Below are 21,674 nucleotides of genomic sequence, written 5' to 3'. Positions count from 1 at the left end.
CGGCTACTCGGCCTTGATCGCCGCCAGCATGTTCAGCCTGGCCGCGCGCCGGGCCGGCCACAGCGCGGCGAGGACGCCGACCATGCCCGCCAGCAGCAGGAAGACCGCCATCCGGCCCCAGGGCAGGACCAGTTCGTACGTCGGCATCTTGGTGCCCAGCAGCTGACCGGCCGCCCAGCCGAAGAACACGCCGAGGCCGATGCCGAGGACCCCGCCGAACAGGGAGATCACCAGGGACTCCAGGCGGACCATCCGCTTGACCGCCTTGCGGTCCAGGCCGATCGCGCGGAGCATGCCGATCTCCTGGGCGCGTTCGAAGACGGACATGGCCAGGGTGTTGATGACGCCGAGGACCGCGACGATCACCGCCATGCCGAGCAGGCCGTAGAGCATGTTCAGCATCGTGGTGAAGATCTGCGCGATGCCGTTGGAGATGTCCTGCTTGTCCTGGATCTTGATCGCCGGGTTGGTGCCGAGGACCTTCGTCAGCTCGGCCTTCGTCGCGTCGGAGGCGCCGTTCGCGGTCTTGACCATGACCTGCATGTCGGCCGGGTCCTTCAGGTGCGGGGTGAGGACCTTGTCGTCGAGCATGATCCCGTTGATCATGTCGTTGCCCTCGTAGACACCGGCGACCGTGAGAGTCTTGGCCTTGCCGTCCTCGAAGTGCGCGGTGAAGTGCGAGCCGGGCGTCCAGCCGTACTCCTTGGCCCGGTCCTTGTCGACGACGACCTGCGTGCCGCTCACCGCGAAGGTGCCGTTGTCCACCTTCAGGTCCGTCAGCTTCCCGATGGACGAACCGTCGACCCCGGTCAGGAACTCCGTCTTGCCGTCGATGCGGGACTCGGCGTTGCGCAGCGGGCTGCTGGCGGTGACGCCGTCGGCGGCGGCCAGCCTGGTCGCCACGTCCGGGGAGAGCGGGGAGCGGTTGGCCATCGAGACGACGTAGTCCGCGCGGATCGCCGAGGAGGCCATCTTGTCGATGGCGGTCTGCAGGCTGCCCGCCGTCACCGTCATGCCGGTGATCAGGGTGAGGCCGATCATCAGCGCGGATGCGGTGGCCGCCGTGCGGCGCGGGTTGCGCACCGAGTTCTGGCGGGCCAGCTTGCCCGAGACACCGAAGGCGCGCAGCAGCGGGGCGGCGGCCGCGATCAGCGGGCGGGACAGCAGCGGGGTCAGGATGAACACGCCGATGATCAGCAGGACCGCGCCGATGCCCATCGGGCCCTGCGCGGAGTCGGCGTCCATCGAGGTGGCCGCGAGGACCACCGCGACACCGGCCGCCGCGAACAGCGCGCCGAGCGTGTTGCGGAGCACCAGCGACTTGGTGGTGGCCTTGGCGTGCACGCTGCTCATCGCCGCCACCGGCGGGATCTTCGCGGCCCGGCGGCCGGGCAGCCAGGCGGCCAGCATGGTGACGAGGACGCCGACCGCGAGGGCGGCCACCACGGTGCCGGGGCTGATCACCAGCGGCCCGTCGGGCACGCTCGCACCGAAGGAGCCCAGCAGCGAGCGCAGGCCCGCGCCGATGCCGACGCCGGCGGCGAGCCCCGCCACACCGGCGACCGCGCCGACCGCGAACGCCTCGATCAGCACCGAGCGGGTCACCTGGCGGCGGGAGGCGCCGACCGCGCGCAGCAGGGCCAGTTCGCGGGTGCGCTGGGCGACCAGCATGGTGAAGGTGTTGGCGATGATGAACGTGCCGACGAACAGCGCGATACCGGCGAACACCAGCAGCGCCTGCTTCAGGCCGCTCATCGAGTCGGCGATCTGCTTGGCCTGGCCGTCGGCGAGCGTCTTGCCGGTGGTGGTCTCCACCAGGTGGGACGGCAGGGCCTTGTCCAGCTCGGCCTTCAGCGCGGTCTGGCTGGTGCCGGCCGCGGCCTTGACGTCGATCTCGTCGTAGGTGCCCTGCTTGCCGAACAGCTTCTGCGCGGTCGGCGTGTCGAACAGGGCGAGGCTGCCGCCGGCGGAGACGTTGCCGTCGTCGGTGGTGAAGATGCCGGTGAGGGTCGGGGTGAGGACCGGGCCGTTCACCGACAGGCGCACGGTGTCGCCGACCTGGTAGCCGGCGCGCTCGGCGGTCTTGGAGTCGAGCAGCACCTCGCCCGCGCCGTGCGGGGCGTGGCCGCTGACCAGCGGGTACCGGGCGTCCTTGGTGCCCCAGTAGTTGCCGCCGTTGGACTGCCAGTCGCCGCCGGCCAGTTTGCCGTGCTGGTCGGCGACGGCGGTGAAGCCGCTGACGACACCGGTCGCGGAGGCGGCGCCGGGGACCTTCGCGGCCTTGTCCAGCGTGGCCTGCGTGAGGTCGGACAGCTTGCCGACCTTGTCGCCCCGGGACTCCTGGTACTTGGGCTGTACGGCGACGTCGACCTGGTCGAAGCCCTTGGCTGAGCTCTTCTGGTAGGCGTCGGAGATGGTGTTGGTGAAGACGAGCGTCCCGGCGACGAAGGCCACGCCGAGCATCACGGCGAGCACGGTCATCAGCAGCCGGGCCTTGTGCGCGAGGACGTTGCGCAGGGCGGTGCGGAACATCAGGAGGTACGGCCCTTCGCGTCGAACTGCTTCATGAGGTCGAGGACGGAGTCGGCGGTGGGGCCGTACATCTCGTCGACGATCCGGCCGTCGGCCAGGAAGACCACGCGGTCCGCGTACGCCGCCGCCACCGGGTCGTGCGTCACCATGACGACGGTCTGGCCCAGTTCGCGCACGGAGTTGCGCAGGAAGCCCAGGACCTCGGCGCCGGAGCGGGAGTCGAGGTTTCCGGTCGGCTCGTCACCGAAGATGATCTCGGGCTTGGAGGCCAGGGCGCGGGCGACGGCCACGCGCTGCTGCTGGCCGCCGGAGAGCTGCGCGGGCCGGTGGCTGAGCCGCCCGGACAGGCCGACCATCGCGATCACCTGGTCCAGCCAGGCCTTGTCCGGCTTCCGTCCGGCGATGTCCATCGGCAGGGTGATGTTCTCCAGGGCGGTCAGCGTCGGCAGCAGGTTGAACGCCTGGAAGATGAAGCCGATCTTGTCCCGGCGGAGCTTGGTGAGCTGCTTGTCCTTCAGGGAGCCCAGCTCGGTCTCGCCGATCCGCACGGAGCCGGAGGAGAAGGTGTCGAGGCCGGCCACGCAGTGCATCAGCGTGGACTTGCCGGAACCGGACGGGCCCATGATCGCGGTGAACTCGGCCTGCCGGAAGTCGACGGAGACCTGGTCCAGGGCGACCACCCGGGTCTCACCCTGCCCGTAGATCTTCGACAGCTCCGTGGCGCGTGCGGCCACGGCGGTGGTCCGGCCGGCGGTGGGTGTGGTGGTCACGGGACGGTGCTCCTGTCAGGACGACGTGGGTTCCATGGGGACCGTTCCATCGTCCCGGCGCCGAGAGCGCGTGGAGTCAGTCGCTGTTCCGGTTCCGGAGGGCGACTCCGGTCGGACGGAAAGGTGCCGTGTCATACCTGGGGAGGACGGAGGACCCTGAGGGCGGCACCGCGTGATCGTCGTCGAACCTCGGTCGAACGTTGTCGAGAACGGGTGGAACACCCTCGTTCGGACGGTGAAATTCCGTCATTCCACGTACGGGCGTACCCACGTCCCGCCACGCTGTTGGCAAGTGCGGATGGCCCGTACCGCGGGCTGATGCACCCTCAGACGTCAATAAAATAAGACAACATCGGTCCGCCCTTCCGCTGTTCGGGGGATGCGTCCCGATAGGCTCGAACCTCGTAGCGGAGCCCCATGGCCTGCCCGGATGGTGGAATGCAGACACGGCGAGCTTAAACCTCGCTGCCCCTTCGCGGGCGTGCCGGTTCAAGTCCGGCTCCGGGCACCACCGCGCCCCTTTCCCGGGGCGGATCTCGCGGCTCCTCACCCCTCGTACACCGTCAGTACCGCTCCGTCCACCTCGATGCGGCGGCCCGCCCGGAGGCCGTCCGTGCGCAGGGTGCGCAGGCAGGTGTGGAACAGCCCCAGCTCGTCCGCGTCCAGGATCGCGGCGGCCAGGTCCAGCAGCTCGGTCATCGCGTCCTCGGTGAGCACCTGGGGCAGCTCGCCGGAGAGCAGGACGACCGATTCACCGGCGGGGCCGCGGACCACCGCGGTGGTCGGCCCGCCATGCACGAACAACACGTTCCCCCCAAAGAGCCCGGGTGGTCGTACGGCTCTCGCTCCTCGGGCAGGACGAGAGACTAGCGGGGGATGAAGGCCCATTCGGGCGTAGTTGCATGATTTTTCCGGCGGGGTCCGCGAGCGGACCGCCGGCTCACTGCTCCGGTGCCGGCTGTGCGGAGCGGCCCAGCAGGGACTCGACCAGGGCGGCGACATGCCGGCGGTCCTCGGCCGACAGCTGCTGCACGCTGGCGATGAGCAGGTCCACCTCGGGGTCGGTGGTCCGGGCGGCCGTACCGTCGGCGTCCTGGTCGGCCGGGGTCCCGTAGACGTGGATGCCGCAGGCCTCGGCGGCGGCGCGGCGCACGGTGTCGAGCGGCAGCTCGAGGCCCTTGGCCAGGCCTTCCAGGGTGGTGGACTGGGGCATGCGGACGACCCGGTCGGTGGTGGCCAGGTGGTGGACGGTGGAGCGGGGCACACCGCCGCGCCGCGCCACGTCGCCGTAGGACCAGCCCTTGCGGTCGAGACGTTCACGGATCAACTGCTGCAGTGCGTTGGCCACCGAAGTCCACTTCCTGCTCGCCGCTCGACCGGACCGTCCCTGTCGGCGCCGATTCTACGGTCGGTTGACCGGGCCGCCGAAAGGGTGATTCACGGAACGGGTTGCGCACGGGTGCCGCGAGGCCCTAGTGTCCAATCTCGTTGGACAGCTCGTCCGACCAAGTTGGACAGGGTCCGGGGGGAACCTGACTCTCTCCGACCGGAACCGCCTGTTTCCCGAGGGGGAATCGATCATGTTGAACGCCCATGAGCTCGACGCCGAGTCCGCGGAGCTGCTGCCGGGCCGTGAGGCCCTGGGCCGGCTGAAGTTCAGCTTCGGCAAGACGGTCAACGTCACCAAGCACGTCGCGAACATCGACGCCCACAACGAGTCGGCCGCCCTGAACGACCACTCCGCGTGGTCGGTGGCCGACTCCGGCGCCTGCCAGAGCATCAGCGTCAGCCAGTAACCCTCGCGCTCCACCCGACCGAACCACGAAAGGAACCACCACCATGAGCATGGACATGCGCGAGCTGGACGGCGAGTCCGCGGAGCTGCTGCCGGGCCGTGAGGCCCTGGGCCGGCTGAAGTTCAGCTTCGGCAAGACCGTCAACGTCACCAAGCACGTCGCGAACATCAACGCCCACAACGAGTCGGCCGCCGTGAACGACCACTCCGCGTGGTCGGACGCCGAGTCCTCGGCCCAGCAGACGATCACCGTCAAGCAGTAGCACGACGGCTGCGGGGGGCGGGCCGCACGCCCAAAGGGGCGCGCCGGTGTCGAGAGCTCGAACGCGCGGAGGCGCGCAGCGCTGAGCACGATCGGGCTCTCGACACCGGCACTGAGCGCCCCGGAGGGCAAGGAAAGTACGGGCGTGCGGGGCGGTCCGCCCCCTCGGTCTTGCCGGGGGGAAACGGCAGTACGTGGGGGGAGACCACATATGACGGTGCTCGGGGACGGGCCCGCGCTCTACGACACCGGCCCGGTGCCCGGGCCCGGGGGCTGGCCGGTGACGTACGAGCAGGTGACGACCGGCAGCCTGCCGGCCGTCGGAACGCCGGCCGGTCCGGTACCGCGGCTCAGCGCGGGGCTGCGGCTGCACGGCGAGTACCAGGGCTCGGGCTTCACCGAACCGAAGTACATCGCCCGTCGGGGGGACGGGCAGGTCGTCCAGCTGTCCAGGCTGCTGTACCTGGTGGCGTCGTCCGTCGACGGCATGCGCGACGTCGACACGATCGCCCACCGGGTCAGCGCCCGCTACGGCCGCGAGGTCAGCGGCGACAACATCCGCTACCTGGTCGAGAACAAGCTCGAACCGCTCGGCGTGTGCGTGCCCGAGGGGCAGGAGGACGACGAGGTCGACGCCCCGCGCTCCGACCTGCTGCTCGCCCTCAAGGGCCACCGGGTCATCTTCGACGAGCGCCGTACCGGCAGGATCGCGCGGGCCCTGGCCTGGCTGCACCGCCCGGCCGTGGTCGCCGCCGTGCTGCTCTCGGCCGTTGCCCTGGACGTCTGGCTGTTCGGCTTCTTCGGCGCGATCGAACCGGTGCTGGAGGTCCTGGACCAGCCGGTGCTGATCCTCATCGTCTTCGGCCTCACCGTGGCCTCCCTCGTCTTCCACGAGTTCGGCCACGCCTCCGCCTGCCGGTACGGCGGCGCCCGGCCCGGCTGCATCGGCTGCGGGCTCTTCCTCATCTGGCCGTCGATGTACACCGACGTCACCGACGTCTACCGGATCTCCCGGGCCGGCCGGCTGCGCACGGACCTGGGCGGGGTGTACTTCAACGTCGTCTTCATGCTGGCCATGGCCGGGGCCTACTTCGCCACCGGGGCACAGTTCTTCCTTGCCGCCGTCTATCTCGGGCACTTCGAGATCCTGGAACAGCTGATGCCGGCCGTCCGCCTGGACGGCTACTACATCCTCGGCGACCTCGCCGGGGTGCCGGATCTGTACGGCAGGATCAAGCCGATCCTGCTCTCGCTCGTGCCGGGCGCGAAGGGGCGGACGGCGCGGGCGGAGGTCGCCGGGCTGAAGAAGTCCGCGCGCACCGTCGTGGCCTCCTGGGTGCTGACCATGGTGCCGCTGATCGCCGGCGAGATGGGCTACGCGCTGTGGAACCTGCCCAGGATCCTCAGCACGATGGTCCGCTCGCTGACCGAGCAACTCCTCGGCACGGGCGGCGCGTTCGCGCACGGGCAGATCGCCGCCGGGCTCGTCGGGGTGATCGGCAGCGTGATGCTGCTCTGCCCGATGGCCGGTGTCGTCTATCTCTCCGTGAAGATCGGCGGCCGGCTCCTGCGGGCCGCGAACCGCTCCACCGCCGGCCGCCCCCGGCTGCGCCTCGCCCTGTGCGTGCTCGTCCTCGCCGGACTGACCGGGCTGTCCTACGCCTGGGTGTCCGGGGTGACCCCGAAGCCGCTGCCGAAGAAGCCCCCGATCGCACCGATCCTGCAGCCCGGGGTGCCGACCGAGGAGCCCTCGCCGCGGGACGCCTCGACCCCGGACCACGGCGGACACGGCGGGCACGGCAGAAGGGGCGCGGCCTCCCTGTCGCCGTCCGCGGTGCCGGGAACCTCCGCGCCGACGCCGGGGGACGGGCCGTCACCGGACGCCTCGGGGACCGCGACCGCCTCCGCGCCGAAGCCCTCGACGTCGGACCCGGCCCCGGGCACGGCGACCGGCTCGCGCTCTCACCAGCCGCAGTCCTCCGGTTCCGGTTCCGCTACGAGTCTGCCGCCGCCCACCAGTCCGGATCCGGGGCCGCCGACCTCGCCGACCCCGTCGGAGAGCGTTCCCGCTTCGCCGACCCTGAGCCCCACGCCCGCGCCGTCCGGCGGCTCACCCGCCCCGGCGTCGACCTGACACGCACCGTCGGCGTCGGCCGGCTCGCGGTCCCACCGGCCGCGGTCCTCTGGTTCCGGTTCCGCCACGAGTCCGCCGCCGCCCACCAGTCCGGATCCGGGGCCGCCGACCTCGCCGACCCCGTCGGAGAGCGTTCCGGCGTCGCCGACCCAGAGCCCCACGCCCGCGCCGTCCGGCGGCCCACCCGCCCCGGCGTCGACCTGACACGCACCGTCATGTATCCACAGGAGATCTCATGAGCAGCCATCGCAAGGCACGCTCCAGCGCCCATCCCCTCGCCCGCCGCGCCCTGAGCGTGGGACTGTTCGCGGCCGGAGTCGCCGGTGCGGCCGCCGCCGTACCGGCCCAGGCGGCCACCGGCGCGGCGCACGCGGCCTTCGCCTCCGACCACGTCTTCAGCCACACCGACCGGGCCCATCACACCGAGGCCCGGGACTCCTTCACCATCCGTCAGTTCGGCACCGTCAACGCCGCAGGTGTGCGCAACCAGGCCAACGCCGTCTCCGCCGGCTGCTCGGCCGACGACCACTGCCGGTCGGTCGCGCTGTCCTTCCAGATCGTCACCATCGCGGGCGAACACACGCACCTGAACGCCGTGAACCTCAGCGACGCGGTCAACAAGGAGTGCACCGGCTGCCAGACCCTCGCCGGTGCCTACCAGTTCGTCGTCTCCACGCCGGGGCCGCTCACCCTCGACGCCGGCGCCCGGCAGCGGCTCGCCGACATCCACCGCCGCCTGGACGCGCTGACCCGCTCCACGCTGCCCGCCGCCGAGCTGAAGACGCGGGTCGACGGCCTGGCCGGCGAGGTGAGCGCGGTCCTGCGGGACGCGGTCGCCCACGCGCCGAAGGCGGACGCTCAGCCCACCGTCACCCTGCACCGGCACCTGGACGGCTGGCCGGGCCACTGACCGCGGGGGCGCGGCGTGGCCGGCCACGCCGCGCCCCACCATTGACATCGGATTCTCCCCGGCGCAGACTCGGCGCGAGCTCAGTGAAGGAAATTTCACTGAGCGAACACGCACACGCGTGGAGTCGACCCGAAGGGACGAACCGATGCGCACCACCGTCGGGATCATCGGAGCCGGACCGGCCGGACTGCTGCTCGCGCGGCTGCTGCACCGCGCCGGCATCGACTCGGTCGTCCTGGAGAGCCGCGACCGCGCCTACGTCGAACATCGGCAGCGCGCCGGGATCCTGGAGCAGGGCACGGTCGACGTGCTGCGCGCGGCCGGCGCCGGGGAGCGGATGGACGCCGAGGGCCTGCGCCACGACGGCATCGAGCTGCGCTTCGACCGGCGCCGCCACCGCGTCGACTTCCCCGGCCTGACCGGCGGCCGGTCGGTGATGGTGTACGCCCAGACCGAGGTCTGCAAGGACCTGATCGCCCTTCAGCTGAAGGAGGGCGGACCGCTGCTGTTCGGGGCGGAGGCGCTGGCGGTGGACGGCGCGGACGGCGACCGGCCGCGCATCCGGTTCCGGCACCACGAGCGCGAGGACGTGCTGGAGTGCGAGTACGTCGTCGGCTGCGACGGTTTCTGGGGCGTGTCCCGCAAGGCCTTCCCCGCCGCCCTGTCCCGCGTGTTCGAGCGGACGTACCCCTACGCCTGGCTCGGCATCCTCGCCGACGTCGCGCCCTCCCACGACGAACTCGTCTACGCCCGCCACGAACGCGGCTTCGCCCTCCTCTCGATGCGCTCCCCGTCCGTCTCCCGTCTCTACCTCCAGGTGCCCGCCGGCACCGACGCCGAGCAGTGGACCGACGACGAGATCTGGTCGGAGCTGGAACACCGCTTCGAGACCGAGGACGGCTGGCGGCTGGAACGCGGCCCCATCACCCAGAAGTCGGTCACTCCGATGCGCTCCTTCGTCCACGAGCCGATGCGCCACGGCCGGCTCTTCCTCGCCGGTGACGCCGCCCACATCGTGCCGCCGACCGGAGCCAAAGGGCTGAACCTCGCCGTCGGGGACGTCGTCACCCTCGCCCGCGCCCTCGCGCACGAGAAGGAGACCGGCTCCGCGGAACTCCTCGACGCCTACTCCGCGACCTGCCTGCGCCGCGTCTGGCAGGCCGAACGGTTCTCCTACGACATGACGACGATGCTCCATCCGGCCCCGGACGCCACGCCCTTCGACGCCCGCCTGCAGCAGGCCCGGCTGGCGCGGATCGCCTCCTCCCGCGCGGCCGGGACCGACCTGGCCGAGGCGTACACCGGGTTCCCGCTGGGTTAGCGGCACGTCTCGGTGTGGTAGCAGGTTCGTCATGGAACGCGATCACCCATGGCCGGGAATCACCGGTACGCGTAGCGTGTTGGGCAGCACGGCAGGGGAAAGATCCTCCTCAAGTATCATGTCGATCCTTTGCCAATCCATTACGCTTTGAGCCAAGGCTGCGCACGGCAGCCATGGAGGAGTGAAATGAGGAGCAGTAACCCGGTCTTCTCGCGACGGGGGTTCAGCCGCGACAACGGCTACGCAGGCTTCAACACCGCACCGCAGGCCGGGTACGCACAGGGCAACCCGTACGCGCAGAACCCCTACGCCCAGAACCCGTACGCCCAACAGGGCCTGCAGTACGGCGCGCCGCCCCAGGCCCCCGCCACCACCGACCGGATGACCATGGACGACGTCGTCGTCCGCTCGGCCATCACGCTCGGCACCGTCGCCGTCGGCGCCGTCCTCGCCTGGGCGTTGCTGCCGGTCACGGCGACCAGCTTCGGCCTCGCCTTCGGCGCCGGGCTGGTCGCGTTCGTCCTGGCGATGGTCCAGAGCTTCAAGCGCACCCCGTCGCCCGCGCTGATCCTCGGGTACGCCGCCTTCGAGGGCGTCTTCCTCGGCGTCGTCAGCGAGATGTACAACAGCCGCTGGCAGGGCGCGCCTTTCCAGGCGGTGCTCGGCACCATGGCGGTCGCGGGTGCGACCCTGCTCGTCTACAAGGCCGGCTGGATCCGCGTCACCGCTCGCTACGCCCGTGTCGGCATCGCCATCGCCATGGCCTTCATGGTGGTCATGGCGGTCAACCTGCTGCTGGTCGTCCTCGGTGTCGCCCAGAACGGCGGGCTGCGCAGCTTCGGTCCGCTGGGCGCGCTCGTCGGCATCGTCGCGATCCTGCTCGGCGCGTTCTTCCTGACCCTCGACTTCAAGGAGATCGAGGACGGCATCGCCTACGGCGCCCCGCGCAACGAGTCCTGGCACGCCGCGTTCGGTCTCACCGTGCATCTGGTGTGGATCTACCTGGAGATGCTGCGGCTGGTGGCGATCTTCACCAACAACGACTAGCGCCCGCGCCGGTCATGCGGAGAGCCCCGGGTTCCGACCCGGGGCCCTCCGCCGTCTTCAGAGCAGCTTGCGCGCTGCCCTCCTCAGGTCGTACTCGTGGACGATCGCCTTCGCGTGGCCGTACGCGAGGTCGTACTCGTGCCGGAGCCAGCTGACCTTCTCCTCGAAGCGGAACAGGGCGGGGCCTTCTTCAACGGTGCGCAGCCAGTCGGAAACTTCGCGACCGGTGCAGTGGGGGATGCGGGCGAGCAGATTGCGGTGGGTCTCCTCCGAGAAGAGCTGGGACATCGGCGCCTCCGAACGCAAAGGGGATGTAAGCCGGTCCTTCACGTCACCGTGCCTGAGCGTTCGCGTATTGGCAACAGTGCGGCACGTTACGCTCGGCGCGTGGTTGATACGACGCCCTTGAACCGAGCAGTGGATCACTTCGCCGACCGGTTGCGCGCGGCGCCGCAGAGCCGGCTCCAACGGGGCGCTGCCGCGGAGGCACTGGCGCTGGCCAGGGAGTTGGCCCGGCGGGCGCAGGCTGTCGAGGAGCCGGGGAGCGAGCCCCGGGAGATGCCGGATGCGGGGATGTTCGCCGCGGCTGACCAGATCCTCGTGGCCGCGCATGACTTGGCGGTGGTGCTGGAGAGTGACGAGCAGGTCGCCGAAGCGGTGCGGGTGGTCGAGGAGGCGCGTCAGAGGGCGGGGGTCTGAGGCCGGCTGGGTCTCTCAGAGCGACGCTATGACCCTGTCCGCCAGGATGTAGACCGTGTCCTCGCCGCAGGCGAAGGTCAGGGTGTAGGCGCCGGAGATGCCGGAGCCGCCCAGGAGGTAGGGCGCCTCGCCCGCCTCCACCGCCGTCGCCAGACGCTCGGCGGTCTCGCGGTGGCCCGGGGTCATGCACAGGGTGGTGCCGTCGGCGAAGACGTAGACGTCGAGGGTACCGAGCGGGCCCGGGCGGACGTCGGAGAGCTCGACGCGTTCGGCGGACAGCTGCTCCAGCGTGGTCACGGTGCGCTCGTGGTCGTTCACCGCCGGCGACTGCACCGGGACGAAGTCGGGGTGCGAGGGGTGACGGCGGCGGGCCGCGGCCAGTTCCGGGGACTCCCCGGCGAACTCGTCGGTGTCGGCGGTCGGCTCGGACACCGGCTCCAGGCCGGCGAAGTCGGTCTGCCGGGGCAGGAACAGCTCGGTTTCGGGCAGGCCCAGCAGGGTCGGCGCGTCGGAGGCGTCACGGGCCTCCTGTGCGGCCCAGAAGGCGCGCGCCTCCGCCAGCTCGCGCTCCCTCTCCTCGGCGAGCGCCTCGGCCACGGCGGCGCGTATCTGGTCGGCGTCCGTGCCGGTGCGGGCGTGCGGCAGCAGCGCACGCATGGCGGCCGACTGGTTCTCGGCGAGCTGGGTCTGCAGCTCCGCCAGCTGGCGGCGCAGCTTCAGAACGGTGCGCAGGACGGCGACGCCCACGGCGCCGGTGGCTGCCGTGGTGAGCAGCAGAGCGATCGGCATGGCGCTCACTGACGTACTCCCGGTTCAAAGTCGACCCCCGACTTCCTACATCAGCTTGAAGGGCGGACTATCCAGCTGTCAGTGCGTAACGTCACGAAACGGACAGGACTTTGGGTTCGTGGTCTCGCCGTGCACCGCGCTGACCTGCGCTGACCTGCACCGATGCGTCCGGGGAGCGAGATAGGTCACATCCTGGGAGAAATTGGATCACGAAAAGGCCCAGAACCTTGGAGTTTCCCCGGTTCCGGGCCCTTTCCCGACGTGATGTGCCTGTGCCGCTACGGACGGTGGATCAGCTGAGGCGCTCGATGACCATCGCCATGCCCTGGCCGCCGCCGACGCACATCGTCTCCAGGCCGAACTGCTTGTCGTGCCACTGCAGGGAGTTGATGAGGGTGCCGGTGATACGGGCGCCGGTCATGCCGAAGGGGTGCCCGACGGCGATGGCGCCGCCGTTGACGTTCAGCCTGTCGATGTCGATGCCGAGGTCCTGGTAGGAGGGGATCACCTGGGCGGCGAACGCCTCGTTGATCTCGACCAGGTCGATGTCGCCGATGGTGAGACCGGCGCGCTGCAGCGCCTGCTTGCTCGCCTCGACGGGCCCGAGGCCCATGATCTCGGGGGAGAGGCCGGAGACGCCGGTGGACACGATCCGGGCGAGCGGGGTCAGGCCCAGCTCGCGGGCCTTGGTGTCGCTCATGATGACGACGGCGGCGGCACCGTCGTTGAGCGGGCAGCAGTTGCCGGCGGTGACGAGTCCGTCCGGGCGGAAGACCGGCTTCAGGCCCGCGACGCCCTCCAGGGTGACGCCGGGGCGCGGGCCGTCGTCCTTGCTGACGACCGTGCCGTCCGGGAGCGTCACCGGGGTGATCTCGCGCTCCCAGAAGCCGTTCTTGATGGCCTGCTCGGCGAGATTCTGCGAGCGGACGCCGAACTCGTCCATCTCCTGGCGGGTGATGCCCTTGGCGCGGGCCAGGTTCTCGGCGGTCTGGCCCATCGCGATGTACGGGTCGGGCAGCAGGCCGTCCTCGCGCGGGTCGTGCCAGGTCGTGCCCTCCTGCTGGGCGACGGCCTCGGTGCGGGCCTGCGCCTCGGCGAACAGCGGGTTGTAGGTGCCCGGCATGTCGGAGCTGCCGTGGGCGTAGCTGGAGACCATCTCGACACCGGCCGAGATGAAGACGTCGCCCTCACCGGCCTTGATGGCGTGCAGGGCCATGCGGGAGGTCTGCAGGGAGGAGGAGCAGTACCGGGTGATGGTGCAGCCCGGCAGGTGGTCCATGCCCATCTGTACGGCGACGATCCGGCCGAGGTTGTGGCCCTGCTGGCCGCCGGGGAGACCGCAGCCGAGCATCAGGTCGTCGATGTCCTTGGGGTCCAGCTCGGGGACCTTGGCCAGCGCGGCCTGGATGATCGTGGCGGTCAGGTCGTCGGGGCGCAGGTCCTTCAGGGAGCCCTTGACGGCGCGGCCGATGGGGGAGCGGGCGGTCGAGACGATGACGGCTTCGGGCATCACGGCTCCATCTGAACGGGGGTTGCTTTTCGGGCAGGGCCGGTTGGGAAGTTACCGCTACGTATGGTCCAGGTCACCGGTATTGGTGTGTGACACTGACCGCAATTTACTAAGCGCTTGCTTGGCCTCGCGCGGCTCGGCCGACCGGGACGGGTGGGTGGGAAAGGCCGGTCAGACCGACGGAGTCGCCGGCTCCGCCTCCGGTACCCGGCGCCGCCGCCTCCGCTTCAGCAGGGCCCACGGTCCACGCGGCCCCGTGGGCATCGCGGGCGTGACCTCGGTGCCCGCCTCCGACGCGGCTTCCGCGGCGGCCCGCGCCACCGGCAGGAACCCCTCGCGCCGCGACACGTCCGGCCGCTCCTCCTCCGCCGGCCACAGTCCCAGCGCCGCGCACACCGTCGGCAGCACCGCCATCGCCGCCGTCGCGTACCCCTCCGCCGAGGGGTGGTAGTTGTCGGGGCCGAAGAGCTCCCGCGGGTTCGCCTCGAACTCCGGGCCCAGCAGATCGCCGAGGGACACGGTCCGGCCCCCCTGCTCCACCACCCCGATCGTCTGCGCCGCCGCCAGCTGCCGCGAGGCCCGCCGGGCCAGCCAGCGCAGCGGCTGCTGCACCGGCTCGATGGTGCCGAGATCGGGGCAGGTGCCGACCACCACCTCCGCACCGGCCGTGCGCAGCCGTCGTACCGCCGCCGACAGGTGCCGTACCGAACGGGTCGGCGGCATCCGGTGGGTGACGTCGTTCGCACCGATCATGATCACGCAGATGTCGGGGACGGGCGCCACTCCCGACAGCACCGACGCCACCTGGCGGTCCAGGTCGTCGGACTGGGCGCCCGGCAGCGCCACGTTCCGCAGTTCCACCGGGCGTTCCGCCACCGCCGCCAGGCCCGACGCCAGCAGCGCGCCCGGGGTCTGTCCCGCCCGGTGCACGCCCTGACCGGCCGCCGTGGAGTCGCCGAGCATGGTCAGGCGGAGGGGCGGTTCCCCGGCTCCGGGGACGTCGTACGCGTGGCCGTACACGCCGTCGGCCACCGGGACGCGGCCGCCGCCGTGATGGCCCACGTGGCGCCGGGCCAGCCGTACCTCCGCGAGCAGCAGACCGACCGCGGCCGCGCCGACCAGGCCGACCCCGCCACCGCCGTACGCCGCTCCGGCCGCGATGCGCCGGGCCACTCTCGCCCTCGACATGCTCGTCATGCGTCGCCGCCACCTCCTCGTAGCCGTACACCCACTCCTTGCCCCGTACCGACCGTGCGTCAATCTCAACGGGGAGTGAACGGCCGCCCCAGCCGCACGCCTGGCCTTAGGCTGGCGACACCACTAAGACCACATCTTTTGCAGCAACCGGAGACAACGGTGCAATTCCACGACTCGATGATCAGCCTCGTCGGCAACACCCCGCTGGTGCGGCTCAACAGCGTGACCCAGGGCATCCAGGCGACCGTTCTGGCCAAGGTGGAGTACTTCAACCCGGGCGGCTCCGTGAAGGACCGCATCGCCCTGCGCATGATCGAGGCCGCCGAGCAGAGCGGCGAGCTCAAGCCGGGCGGGACGATCGTCGAGCCGACCAGCGGAAACACAGGTGTGGGCCTTGCCATCGTGGCCCAGCAGAAGGGGTACAAGTGCATCTTCGTGTGCCCCGACAAGGTCTCCACCGACAAGATCAACGTGCTGCGGGCGTACGGGGCCGAGGTCGTCGTGTGCCCGACCGCCGTCGCTCCGGAGCACCCGGACTCCTACTACAACGTCTCCGACCGGCTCGTCCGCGAGACCCCGGGCGCGTGGAAGCCCGACCAGTACTCCAACCCCAACAACCCGCTCTCGCACTACCACTCGACCGGTCCCGAGCTGTGGGAGCAGACCGAGGGGAAGATCACCCACTTCGTGGCGGGCGTGGGTACGGGCGGGACCATCTCCGGCACCGGCCGGTACCTGAAGGACGTCAGTGACGGTCGCGTCAAGGTCGTCGGCGCCGACCCGGAGGGGTCCGTGTACTCCGGCGGCTCGGGGCGCCCCTACCTGGTCGAGGGCGTGGGCGAGGACTTCTGGCCGACCGCCTACGACCGCACCGTCGCGGACGAGATCGTCGCCGTGTCCGACAAGGACTCCTTCCAGATGACCCGCCGGCTGGCCAAGGAGGAGGGCCTGCTGGTGGGCGGCTCCTGCGGTATGGCCGTCGTGGCGGCGCTGCGGGTCGCCGAGCGGCTCGGTCCGGACGATGTCGTGGTCGTCCTGCTCCCGGACAGCGGTCGTGGCTACCTCAGCAAGATCTTCAACGACGAGTGGATGGCCGACTACGGCTTCCTGGAGGACGAGGGCCCGAGCGCCCGCGTCGGCGACGTCCTGAGCGACAAGGCGGGCGGCACCATTCCCTCCCTGGTGCACATGCACCCGGAGGAGACCGTCGGCCAGGCCATCGAGGTGCTGCGCGAGTACGGCGTCTCGCAGATGCCGGTCGTCAAGCCGGGCGCCGGCCACCCGGACGTGATGGCCGCCGAGGTCGTCGGGTCGGTCGTCGAACGCGAGCTGCTGGACGCCCTGTTCAACAAGCGCGCCTCCCTCGACGACCCGCTGGAGAAGCACATGTCCGCCCCACTGCCCCAGGTCGGCTCCGGCGAGCCGGTCGGCGACCTGATGTCCGTGCTCGGCACGGCCGACGCGGCGATCGTCCTGGTCGAGGGCAAGCCCACCGGCGTGGTCAGCCGGCAGGACCTGCTGGCCTTCCTGGCCAAGGGCGGAAAGCAGTAGCGAACACCCGGTGAACTGCGGGTTCACTCGCTCGACCTGAGGTGAGGCGGGGTTCGCGGAAGTGGTACGAGCGTGTCACGTGCGCGCAGCACCCGCTTAACACGCGTCCGGCAGATTAGTCGGTGCCGGCAGGGCGGGAGCGGCTCCCCGCCCCGGCCGGCGCCGAACGGCGCCTAGGACCTCCGGAGCGGCTCCCGGACCTCCATGGACGCCACGGACGCGAGATGCCGGCCCTGACCCGGCCCGCGTCCCTCGCGGGGACCGCCGTCGTCCCGCCCCCCGGCAACGGGGGTGCGGCGGTCCCCGCGCACGACTTTCCCCGAGGGTTCAGCGCGCGGCGCTGGACGCCCAACTCCCCAGCAGGGCAAGCCGCTCGGCGGTCTCCGACCCCGGTTCCGGGGTGTACACCACGATCACCTGGTCCGGGGCCGCCGGGATCGTGAGGGTCTCGTACGGCAGGGTCAGCAGGCCCGCCACCGGGTGCCGTACCTTCTTCACGCCGTACGCGCACTCCCTGACCTCGTGGTCCGCCCACAGCCGGCGGAAGTCCTCGCTCTTCAGCGAGAGTTCGCCGACCAGCGCGCACAGCTCGGCGTCGTCGGCGTACCGGCCCGCGTTGACGCGCAGGTGGGCCACCGTCTGGGCGGCGACCGCGTGCCACTCCGGGTAGAGGTCGCGGCCGGCGGACTCGAGGAAGACCTGCCGGGGGATGTTCCGCTCCGCCGCCGTCACACGGCTGAAGCCGTTCAGCGCGTCGCCGAGTGCGTTCCACGCGATCACGTCCATGCGGGGGTTCAGCACGAACGCTGGGCTGCGCTCCATGCCGTCCAGCAGGATCTGGATTCCGGGGCGGATGCGGGGCGCCTCCGGCCGCTGCCGCCGCCCCCGCTGCCGGCGCGGCCGCGCCACCGTCCGCAGATACGCCTGCTCGGTCTCGTCCAGCCGCAGCACCCGGGCGATCGCGTCCAGCACGGCGTCGCTGACGCTCGTGCCCCGGCCCTGCTCCAGCCGGACGTAGTAGTCGACGCTGACCCCGGCGAGCTGGGCCACCTCCTCCCGGCGCAGGCCCGGTACGCGGCGCCGCCCGTGGCCGGGCAGTCCCACCTCCTCGGGCTGGATCCGTGCACGTCGCGAGCGCAGGAAGTCGCCGACTTCCCCTTCCAGCCAGTCCCCGTCCATACCCCGATCGTAGGGGAGCCGCCGGACGCCAACCTGGTACTGGCAGACCCAGGAAAACCGCATCCCTGGGTACGGCCGCCGGACCGGGCGAGGCTGGTGCCAGCCGCCGGGGAGCCGCCCCGGCGCCCACATCCTGGGGGAAGACTCATGTCGTACGAGAACCTGTCCGGCCGCACCGCCGTCGTCACCGGAGCCGCCAGCGGCATCGGCGAGGCCGTCGCCCGGCAGCTGGCCGCCGAGGGCGCCCGGGTGGCGCTGCTCGCCCGGCGCGCGGACCGGCTTCAGACGCTGGTGGAGAAGATCCGGGCCAACGGGGGCGAGGCGCTCGCCGTGGCCGCCGACGTCACCGACGACGCGTCCGTGGCGGCCGCCCGGGACCTGGCGCACGAGACCTTCGGCGCCGTCGACCTCGTCGTGAACAACGCCGGAGTCATGCTCCCGAACCCCGTGGCCGACGGCCGGCTCGACGAGTGGCAGCGGATGCTCGACACCAATGTCACCGGAGTGCTGCGGGTCATCCGCGCCTTCGGCGCCGACCTGGTGGGCGCCGCCGGCACGGGCCGCACCGCCGACCTGGTGAACGTCTCCTCCATCGGCGCCCACATCCCCTTCCCCAACTACGCGGTGTACGGCGCCACGAAGGCCGCCGTCACCTGTCTCTCGCAGTCCCTGCGCACCGAGTTCGGACCGCAGGACGTGCGGGTGACGAACATCGAGCCGGGACTGACGGAGACCGAGCTGAAGGACCATGTCGACAGCGCCGAGCTGTCCGGGCAGCTGGACGGCATGCTGGAGGCGATCGGTGCCCTCTCGGCGGCCGAGGTCGCGGACGTCGTCGCCTACGCCACCAGCCGGCCCCGGCACGTCAACCTCCGCCAGATCGTGGTCCTGCCGACCCGGCAGGCCTGAGCCGGGCTCAGTCCTGCCGGTCGGAGCGGTCGCGGCGGCCGGTGAGCAGCTCCGGGTTGAGCCGTACCGCCTGGGCGAAGTTGACGCCGACGATGCCGACCCAGGCGGCCACCGTCCCGGCCGTCCCGGCGACGCCGCCGGCCACGGCGGTCAGCGGGATCGCCAGGACGAGCGAGATGATCGCGAGCCCGAAGCGCTCCGGCCAGGTGTCGGCGTCCTTCGGGCGCCGGGCACCGCGCGCGGTCGCCATCTGCTGCTCGGCCAGGTGCCGCCGTACCCGGCGGTCCACCGTGTCGTCGATCCGCTGCTCGACCTGCTCCAGGAAGGAGTCGACCAGTGCCGTCTCGTACTCCTCGCCCAGCTCCCGGCGGGTCTGCAGGGTGGCGTCGAGTTCCTTCCGCAGGTCCGGATCCTTCTTCAGGCCGCTGTCCCGCGAGTCCAGTGCGCTCATGGGCCCAACCCTAGGGACCGCCCACGCCCCGCGCACTGGGGACAACCCCCCTCTTGGCGCCCCCGGCGGGCGGTCGGCAGCGCGCGCCCGAAGGGGGTCCCGAGACGGCCCTTGCCTGACTGCATAAGGTCATGCAGAGTTCTCGATGTGTGAATAGTTTGGCAGCGGCTCGGCGATGGGAGTGTGGGCTCGATGTCGTCTCGCACCGTGGGCGCGCCGCCGTCCGTGCCGTCCGCGCGCTCCGCGACCGTGGTCCTGGACGGGTCCGGACTCGGCGTCGAGGACGTCGTACGGCTCGCCGACGGCGCCGTGCATCCCGTCCCCGGGGCCGACGCGATGCGGCGCGCGGAGCACTCCTGGAACGCCGCCCGGCAGATCGCCGCCACCGGGCGCGTCTACGGCCGCTCCACCGGCGTCGGCGCCAACCGGAACGAGGACGTGCCCACCGAGGCCGCCGCAGGCCACGGCCTGCGCCTGCTGCGCAGCCACGCCGGCGCCATCGGCGAGGAGCTCCCCGCCCGCCAGGTGCGCGCCATGCTCGCCGTCCGCGCCAACCAGCTGCTGGCCGGCGGCGCGGGCCTCAGGCCCGGCGTGGTCACCGCGCTGTGCGAGGCCCTGGGGAGCGGCGCGTACCCGGTGGTCAACGAGTTCGGTTCGGTCGGCACCGGCGACATCGCGGCCCTGGCCCAGGCCGGGCTCGCGCTCGCCGGGGAACACCCCTGGCGCGGCGCCGCCGCCCCCGCCCCGCAGCCCCTCGACAACAACGACGCCCTCGCCCTGATCAGCAGCAACGCCCTCACCCTCGGCCAGGCGGCGCTCGCCCTGCACGAACTGCGCGGGCTGATCGGCGCCACCCAGGTCGTCGCCGCCCTGTCCCTGCTCGCCGTCGACGGCTCCCACGAGGCGTACGCCGCCCCCGTGCACGCCGCCCGCCCGCACCGGGGCAGCACCGAGGTGGCCCGGCGGATGCGGGAGCTGATCGGCGCCGCCGACCGGCCGAGCCCGCCGCTCGGCCGGATCCAGGACCCCTACGGCTTCCGCTGCCTGCCCCAGATCCACGGCCCCGCCCATGACGCGGCCGACGCCCTGGAGCAGGTCCTCACCGTGGAGATCAACGCGGCCGCCGAGAACCCCCTCATCGCCCCCGAGGACCTCGCCGCCTACCACCACGGCGGCTTCTACCAGGCCCAACTGGCCCTTGCCCTCGACCACTTCAGGCTCGCGCTGACCCAGGTGGCCCGGCTGTCCACGTCCCGCCTGTCCACGCTCAACGAGCCCGCCCACACCCGGCTGCGCCCCTTCCTCGCCGACCACGAGCCGGCCTCCTCCGGCGTGATGATCCTGGAGTACGCGGCCGGAGCGGCCCTCGGTGACCTGCGGGCCTTCTCGGCGCCCGCGTCCCTGGGCCACGCTGTACTCTCCCGGGGCGTCGAGGAACAGGCGAGTTTCGCCTCGCTCGCCGCGCGGCAGACCCTGCGCGCGTGCGGTGCGTATCGTCTGGTGGTCGGCTGCGAGCTCGTCGCCGCCGTCCGCGCTCTGCGCCAGCGCGACCTGCGGCCCGACCCCGGGCTGCCGGCCGGGCGGGCATTCGCGCTCGCCGAGTCGGTCCTCGACGCCGACCCGGCCGACCGGCCGCTCACGGACGACGTCACGCAGGCGGCCGCACTGCTCGACCGGTTCACGGACATCTGGAGGGGGAGCGCGTCATGAGCGTGGACAGCAGTACCGGGGGGACGCCCGGTGCGTCGGACAGTCCGGCGAACCGCCTGCAGACGCTCTTCGAGGGCCACCGGCTCACGCCGACCCAGCGCCGGATCGCGCACAGCATGGTCCGGCGGGCCGCCGACGTGCCCTTCCTGTCCAGTGTGGAGCTGGCCGAGCTGGCCGGGGTCAGCCAGCCGTCGGTGACCCGGTTCGCCGTCGCCCTCGGCTTCGACGGCTATCCGGCGCTGCGCAAGTACCTGCGCGAGGTCGTCCCCGCCGAACCGGCCGCCGAGGCGGGCGCCTTCAACGAGTACCAGCAGGCCGTCGAGGCCGAGATCGAGAACCTCAGGCACCTCGCCGACCTGCTCGCCGACCCCCGCCCGGTGCAGCGGGCCGGCCGCATCCTGGCCGCCTCCCGCCCGCTGCCGGTGCTCGGCCTGCGCGCCGCAGCCTCGCAGGCGTACGGCTTCGCCTACTTCGCCGCCAAGGTCCACCCGGACGTCCGGCTGCTCAACGAGGGCGGCACCATGATCCAGGACCGGATCGACGCGGCCGTCCGCGCCGGCGCCACCGCCCTGCTGTGCTTCGCGCTGCCCCGGCATCCGCGCGAGGTCGTCGACACCCTCGCCTACGCCAAGGACGTCGGCCTGACGACGGTCACGGTCGCCGACTCCGCGTTCGCTCCGGTCGCCAAGTACTCCGACCTGCTGCTGCCCGCCGCCGTCGGCACCGGGCTCGCCTTCGACACCGCGTGCGCGCCGATGCTGCTCGGACGGGTGCTGCTGGAGGCCGTCTGCGACGACCTGCCTCAGGCGCAGGCCCGGCTGGAGGAGTTCGACGCCAAGGCCGCGGCCCGGGGGCTCTTCGTCGAATAGGCCTTCGCGCTCTCAGATTCGTCTCACGTTCGGCCACTA

At 71.6% G+C, this 21,674-nt stretch carries 21 protein-coding genes and 1 tRNA gene; 12 read left to right on the top strand and 10 right to left on the bottom strand.

The features are described from left to right. Positions 1 to 3 precede the first annotated feature (3 nt). Together ACFYZB_RS05610 and ACFYZB_RS05605 are read right to left on the bottom strand one after the other, a co-directional pair. Positions 4 to 2,532 (bottom strand): ABC transporter permease, encoded by a 2,529-nt coding sequence (locus tag ACFYZB_RS05610; protein WP_388754702.1) that lies wholly within the window; start codon positions 2,530 to 2,532, stop codon positions 4 to 6. Beyond that, positions 2,532 to 3,302, bottom strand: a complete 771-nt coding sequence (locus ACFYZB_RS05605) for an ABC transporter ATP-binding protein (RefSeq protein WP_351205924.1) — start codon at positions 3,300 to 3,302, stop codon at positions 2,532 to 2,534. The genes ACFYZB_RS05610 and ACFYZB_RS05605 overlap by 1 nt, the downstream gene beginning before the upstream one ends. Before the next feature lie 424 nt (positions 3,303 to 3,726). Here ACFYZB_RS05605 and ACFYZB_RS05600 point away from each other — a divergent pair. Further along, positions 3,727 to 3,813, top strand: a tRNA-Leu gene (locus tag ACFYZB_RS05600). 35 nt (positions 3,814 to 3,848) lie between these two features. Here ACFYZB_RS05600 and ACFYZB_RS05595 read toward each other — a convergent pair. Together ACFYZB_RS05595 and ACFYZB_RS05590 are read right to left on the bottom strand one after the other, a co-directional pair. Continuing rightward, positions 3,849 to 4,100, bottom strand: a complete 252-nt coding sequence (locus tag ACFYZB_RS05595; RefSeq protein WP_388754697.1) for a hypothetical protein — start codon at positions 4,098 to 4,100, stop codon at positions 3,849 to 3,851. Between the two features lie 142 nt (positions 4,101 to 4,242). Then, positions 4,243 to 4,650, bottom strand: coding sequence for a helix-turn-helix transcriptional regulator (locus ACFYZB_RS05590; RefSeq protein WP_351205920.1), 408 nt, complete (start codon positions 4,648 to 4,650; stop codon positions 4,243 to 4,245). 232 nt (positions 4,651 to 4,882) lie between these two features. Between ACFYZB_RS05590 and ACFYZB_RS05585 the strand changes: the two genes are divergently transcribed. The 6 genes from ACFYZB_RS05585 (at position 4,883) to ACFYZB_RS05560 (ending at position 10,771) form a co-directional block, all read left to right on the top strand. Beyond that, positions 4,883 to 5,098, top strand: coding sequence for a hypothetical protein (locus tag ACFYZB_RS05585; protein WP_388754694.1), 216 nt, complete (start codon positions 4,883 to 4,885; stop codon positions 5,096 to 5,098). 43 nt (positions 5,099 to 5,141) lie between these two features. Then, positions 5,142 to 5,360, top strand: a complete 219-nt coding sequence (locus tag ACFYZB_RS05580) for a hypothetical protein (protein ID WP_351205916.1) — start codon at positions 5,142 to 5,144, stop codon at positions 5,358 to 5,360. Positions 5,361 to 5,570: 210 nt separating this feature from the next. Beyond that, a complete protein-coding gene (locus tag ACFYZB_RS05575) occupies positions 5,571 to 7,493 on the top strand; it encodes a hypothetical protein (RefSeq protein WP_388754691.1) in 1,923 nt (640 codons plus the stop codon). Positions 7,494 to 7,728: 235 nt separating this feature from the next. Further along, positions 7,729 to 8,403 carry a hypothetical protein gene (locus ACFYZB_RS05570; RefSeq protein ID WP_388754689.1) on the top strand — a complete coding sequence of 225 codons (675 nt, stop codon included), beginning with the start codon at positions 7,729 to 7,731 and terminating at the stop codon, positions 8,401 to 8,403. Positions 8,404 to 8,548: 145 nt separating this feature from the next. Further along, positions 8,549 to 9,724 carry a 4-hydroxybenzoate 3-monooxygenase gene (locus ACFYZB_RS05565; RefSeq protein ID WP_388754687.1) on the top strand — a complete coding sequence of 392 codons (1,176 nt, stop codon included), beginning with the start codon at positions 8,549 to 8,551 and terminating at the stop codon, positions 9,722 to 9,724. 186 nt (positions 9,725 to 9,910) lie between these two features. Beyond that, on the top strand, positions 9,911 to 10,771 hold the full coding sequence (locus tag ACFYZB_RS05560) for a Bax inhibitor-1/YccA family protein (RefSeq protein WP_351205908.1): 861 nt from the start codon (positions 9,911 to 9,913) through the stop codon (positions 10,769 to 10,771). Positions 10,772 to 10,828: 57 nt separating this feature from the next. Here ACFYZB_RS05560 and ACFYZB_RS05555 read toward each other — a convergent pair whose 3' ends face one another. After that, on the bottom strand, positions 10,829 to 11,059 hold the full coding sequence (locus tag ACFYZB_RS05555) for a DUF4287 domain-containing protein (protein ID WP_020940491.1): 231 nt from the start codon (positions 11,057 to 11,059) through the stop codon (positions 10,829 to 10,831). A 129-nt stretch (positions 11,060 to 11,188) separates the two neighbouring features. Here ACFYZB_RS05555 and ACFYZB_RS05550 point away from each other — a divergent pair, with 129 nt between their 5' ends. Next, positions 11,189 to 11,470 (top strand): hypothetical protein, encoded by a 282-nt coding sequence (locus tag ACFYZB_RS05550; RefSeq protein WP_351206394.1) that lies wholly within the window; start codon positions 11,189 to 11,191, stop codon positions 11,468 to 11,470. Positions 11,471 to 11,485: 15 nt separating this feature from the next. On the opposite strand, the gene ACFYZB_RS05545 is transcribed toward ACFYZB_RS05550, so the two are convergent. The 3 genes from ACFYZB_RS05545 to ACFYZB_RS05535 form a co-directional block, all read right to left on the bottom strand. Continuing rightward, a complete protein-coding gene (locus tag ACFYZB_RS05545) occupies positions 11,486 to 12,268 on the bottom strand; it encodes a hypothetical protein (RefSeq protein WP_351205905.1) in 783 nt (260 codons plus the stop codon). Between the two features lie 283 nt (positions 12,269 to 12,551). Then, positions 12,552 to 13,769: an acetyl-CoA C-acetyltransferase gene (locus ACFYZB_RS05540; protein WP_351205903.1), complete on the bottom strand. Its 1,218-nt coding sequence runs from the start codon at positions 13,767 to 13,769 to the stop codon at positions 12,552 to 12,554. Positions 13,770 to 13,940: 171 nt separating this feature from the next. Beyond that, entirely contained in the window at positions 13,941 to 14,966 is a 1,026-nt protein-coding gene (locus ACFYZB_RS05535; RefSeq protein WP_388754682.1) for an SGNH/GDSL hydrolase family protein, read from the bottom strand. A 159-nt stretch (positions 14,967 to 15,125) separates the two neighbouring features. On the opposite strand from ACFYZB_RS05535, the gene ACFYZB_RS05530 reads away from it, so the two are divergent. Then, positions 15,126 to 16,517, top strand: coding sequence for a cystathionine beta-synthase (locus ACFYZB_RS05530; RefSeq protein WP_388754680.1), 1,392 nt, complete (start codon positions 15,126 to 15,128; stop codon positions 16,515 to 16,517). A gap of 327 nt (positions 16,518 to 16,844) precedes the next feature. Here ACFYZB_RS05530 and ACFYZB_RS05525 read toward each other — a convergent pair whose 3' ends face one another. Continuing rightward, complete coding sequence (locus ACFYZB_RS05525) at positions 16,845 to 17,681, bottom strand: helix-turn-helix transcriptional regulator (protein WP_388755626.1); 837 nt, start codon at positions 17,679 to 17,681, stop codon at positions 16,845 to 16,847. Between the two features lie 162 nt (positions 17,682 to 17,843). Here ACFYZB_RS05525 and ACFYZB_RS05520 point away from each other — a divergent pair, with 162 nt between their 5' ends. Next, positions 17,844 to 18,605 (top strand): SDR family oxidoreductase, encoded by a 762-nt coding sequence (locus tag ACFYZB_RS05520; RefSeq protein WP_388754677.1) that lies wholly within the window; start codon positions 17,844 to 17,846, stop codon positions 18,603 to 18,605. Positions 18,606 to 18,612: 7 nt separating this feature from the next. Here the strand turns inward: ACFYZB_RS05520 and ACFYZB_RS05515 are convergent, their stop codons facing one another. Beyond that, positions 18,613 to 19,056 (bottom strand): hypothetical protein, encoded by a 444-nt coding sequence (locus ACFYZB_RS05515; RefSeq protein WP_388754674.1) that lies wholly within the window; start codon positions 19,054 to 19,056, stop codon positions 18,613 to 18,615. A gap of 192 nt (positions 19,057 to 19,248) precedes the next feature. Between ACFYZB_RS05515 and ACFYZB_RS05510 the strand changes: the two genes are divergently transcribed. Together ACFYZB_RS05510 and ACFYZB_RS05505 are read left to right on the top strand one after the other, a co-directional pair. Further along, positions 19,249 to 20,766 carry an aromatic amino acid ammonia-lyase gene (locus ACFYZB_RS05510; protein ID WP_388754671.1) on the top strand — a complete coding sequence of 506 codons (1,518 nt, stop codon included), beginning with the start codon at positions 19,249 to 19,251 and terminating at the stop codon, positions 20,764 to 20,766. Further along, positions 20,763 to 21,635, top strand: coding sequence for a MurR/RpiR family transcriptional regulator (locus tag ACFYZB_RS05505; RefSeq protein ID WP_388754668.1), 873 nt, complete (start codon positions 20,763 to 20,765; stop codon positions 21,633 to 21,635). Before ACFYZB_RS05510 ends, ACFYZB_RS05505 begins: the two co-directional genes overlap by 4 nt. The last annotated feature ends 39 nt before the right edge of the window (positions 21,636 to 21,674 follow it).

It is taken from the genome of Streptomyces sp. NPDC001852, from assembly GCF_042891825.1.
Taxonomy (GTDB): Bacteria; Actinomycetota; Actinomycetes; order Streptomycetales; family Streptomycetaceae; genus Streptomyces.
The sequence above is the reverse complement of the archived record's forward strand: the minus strand, read 5'-3'. Positions and strand labels throughout refer to the sequence as shown.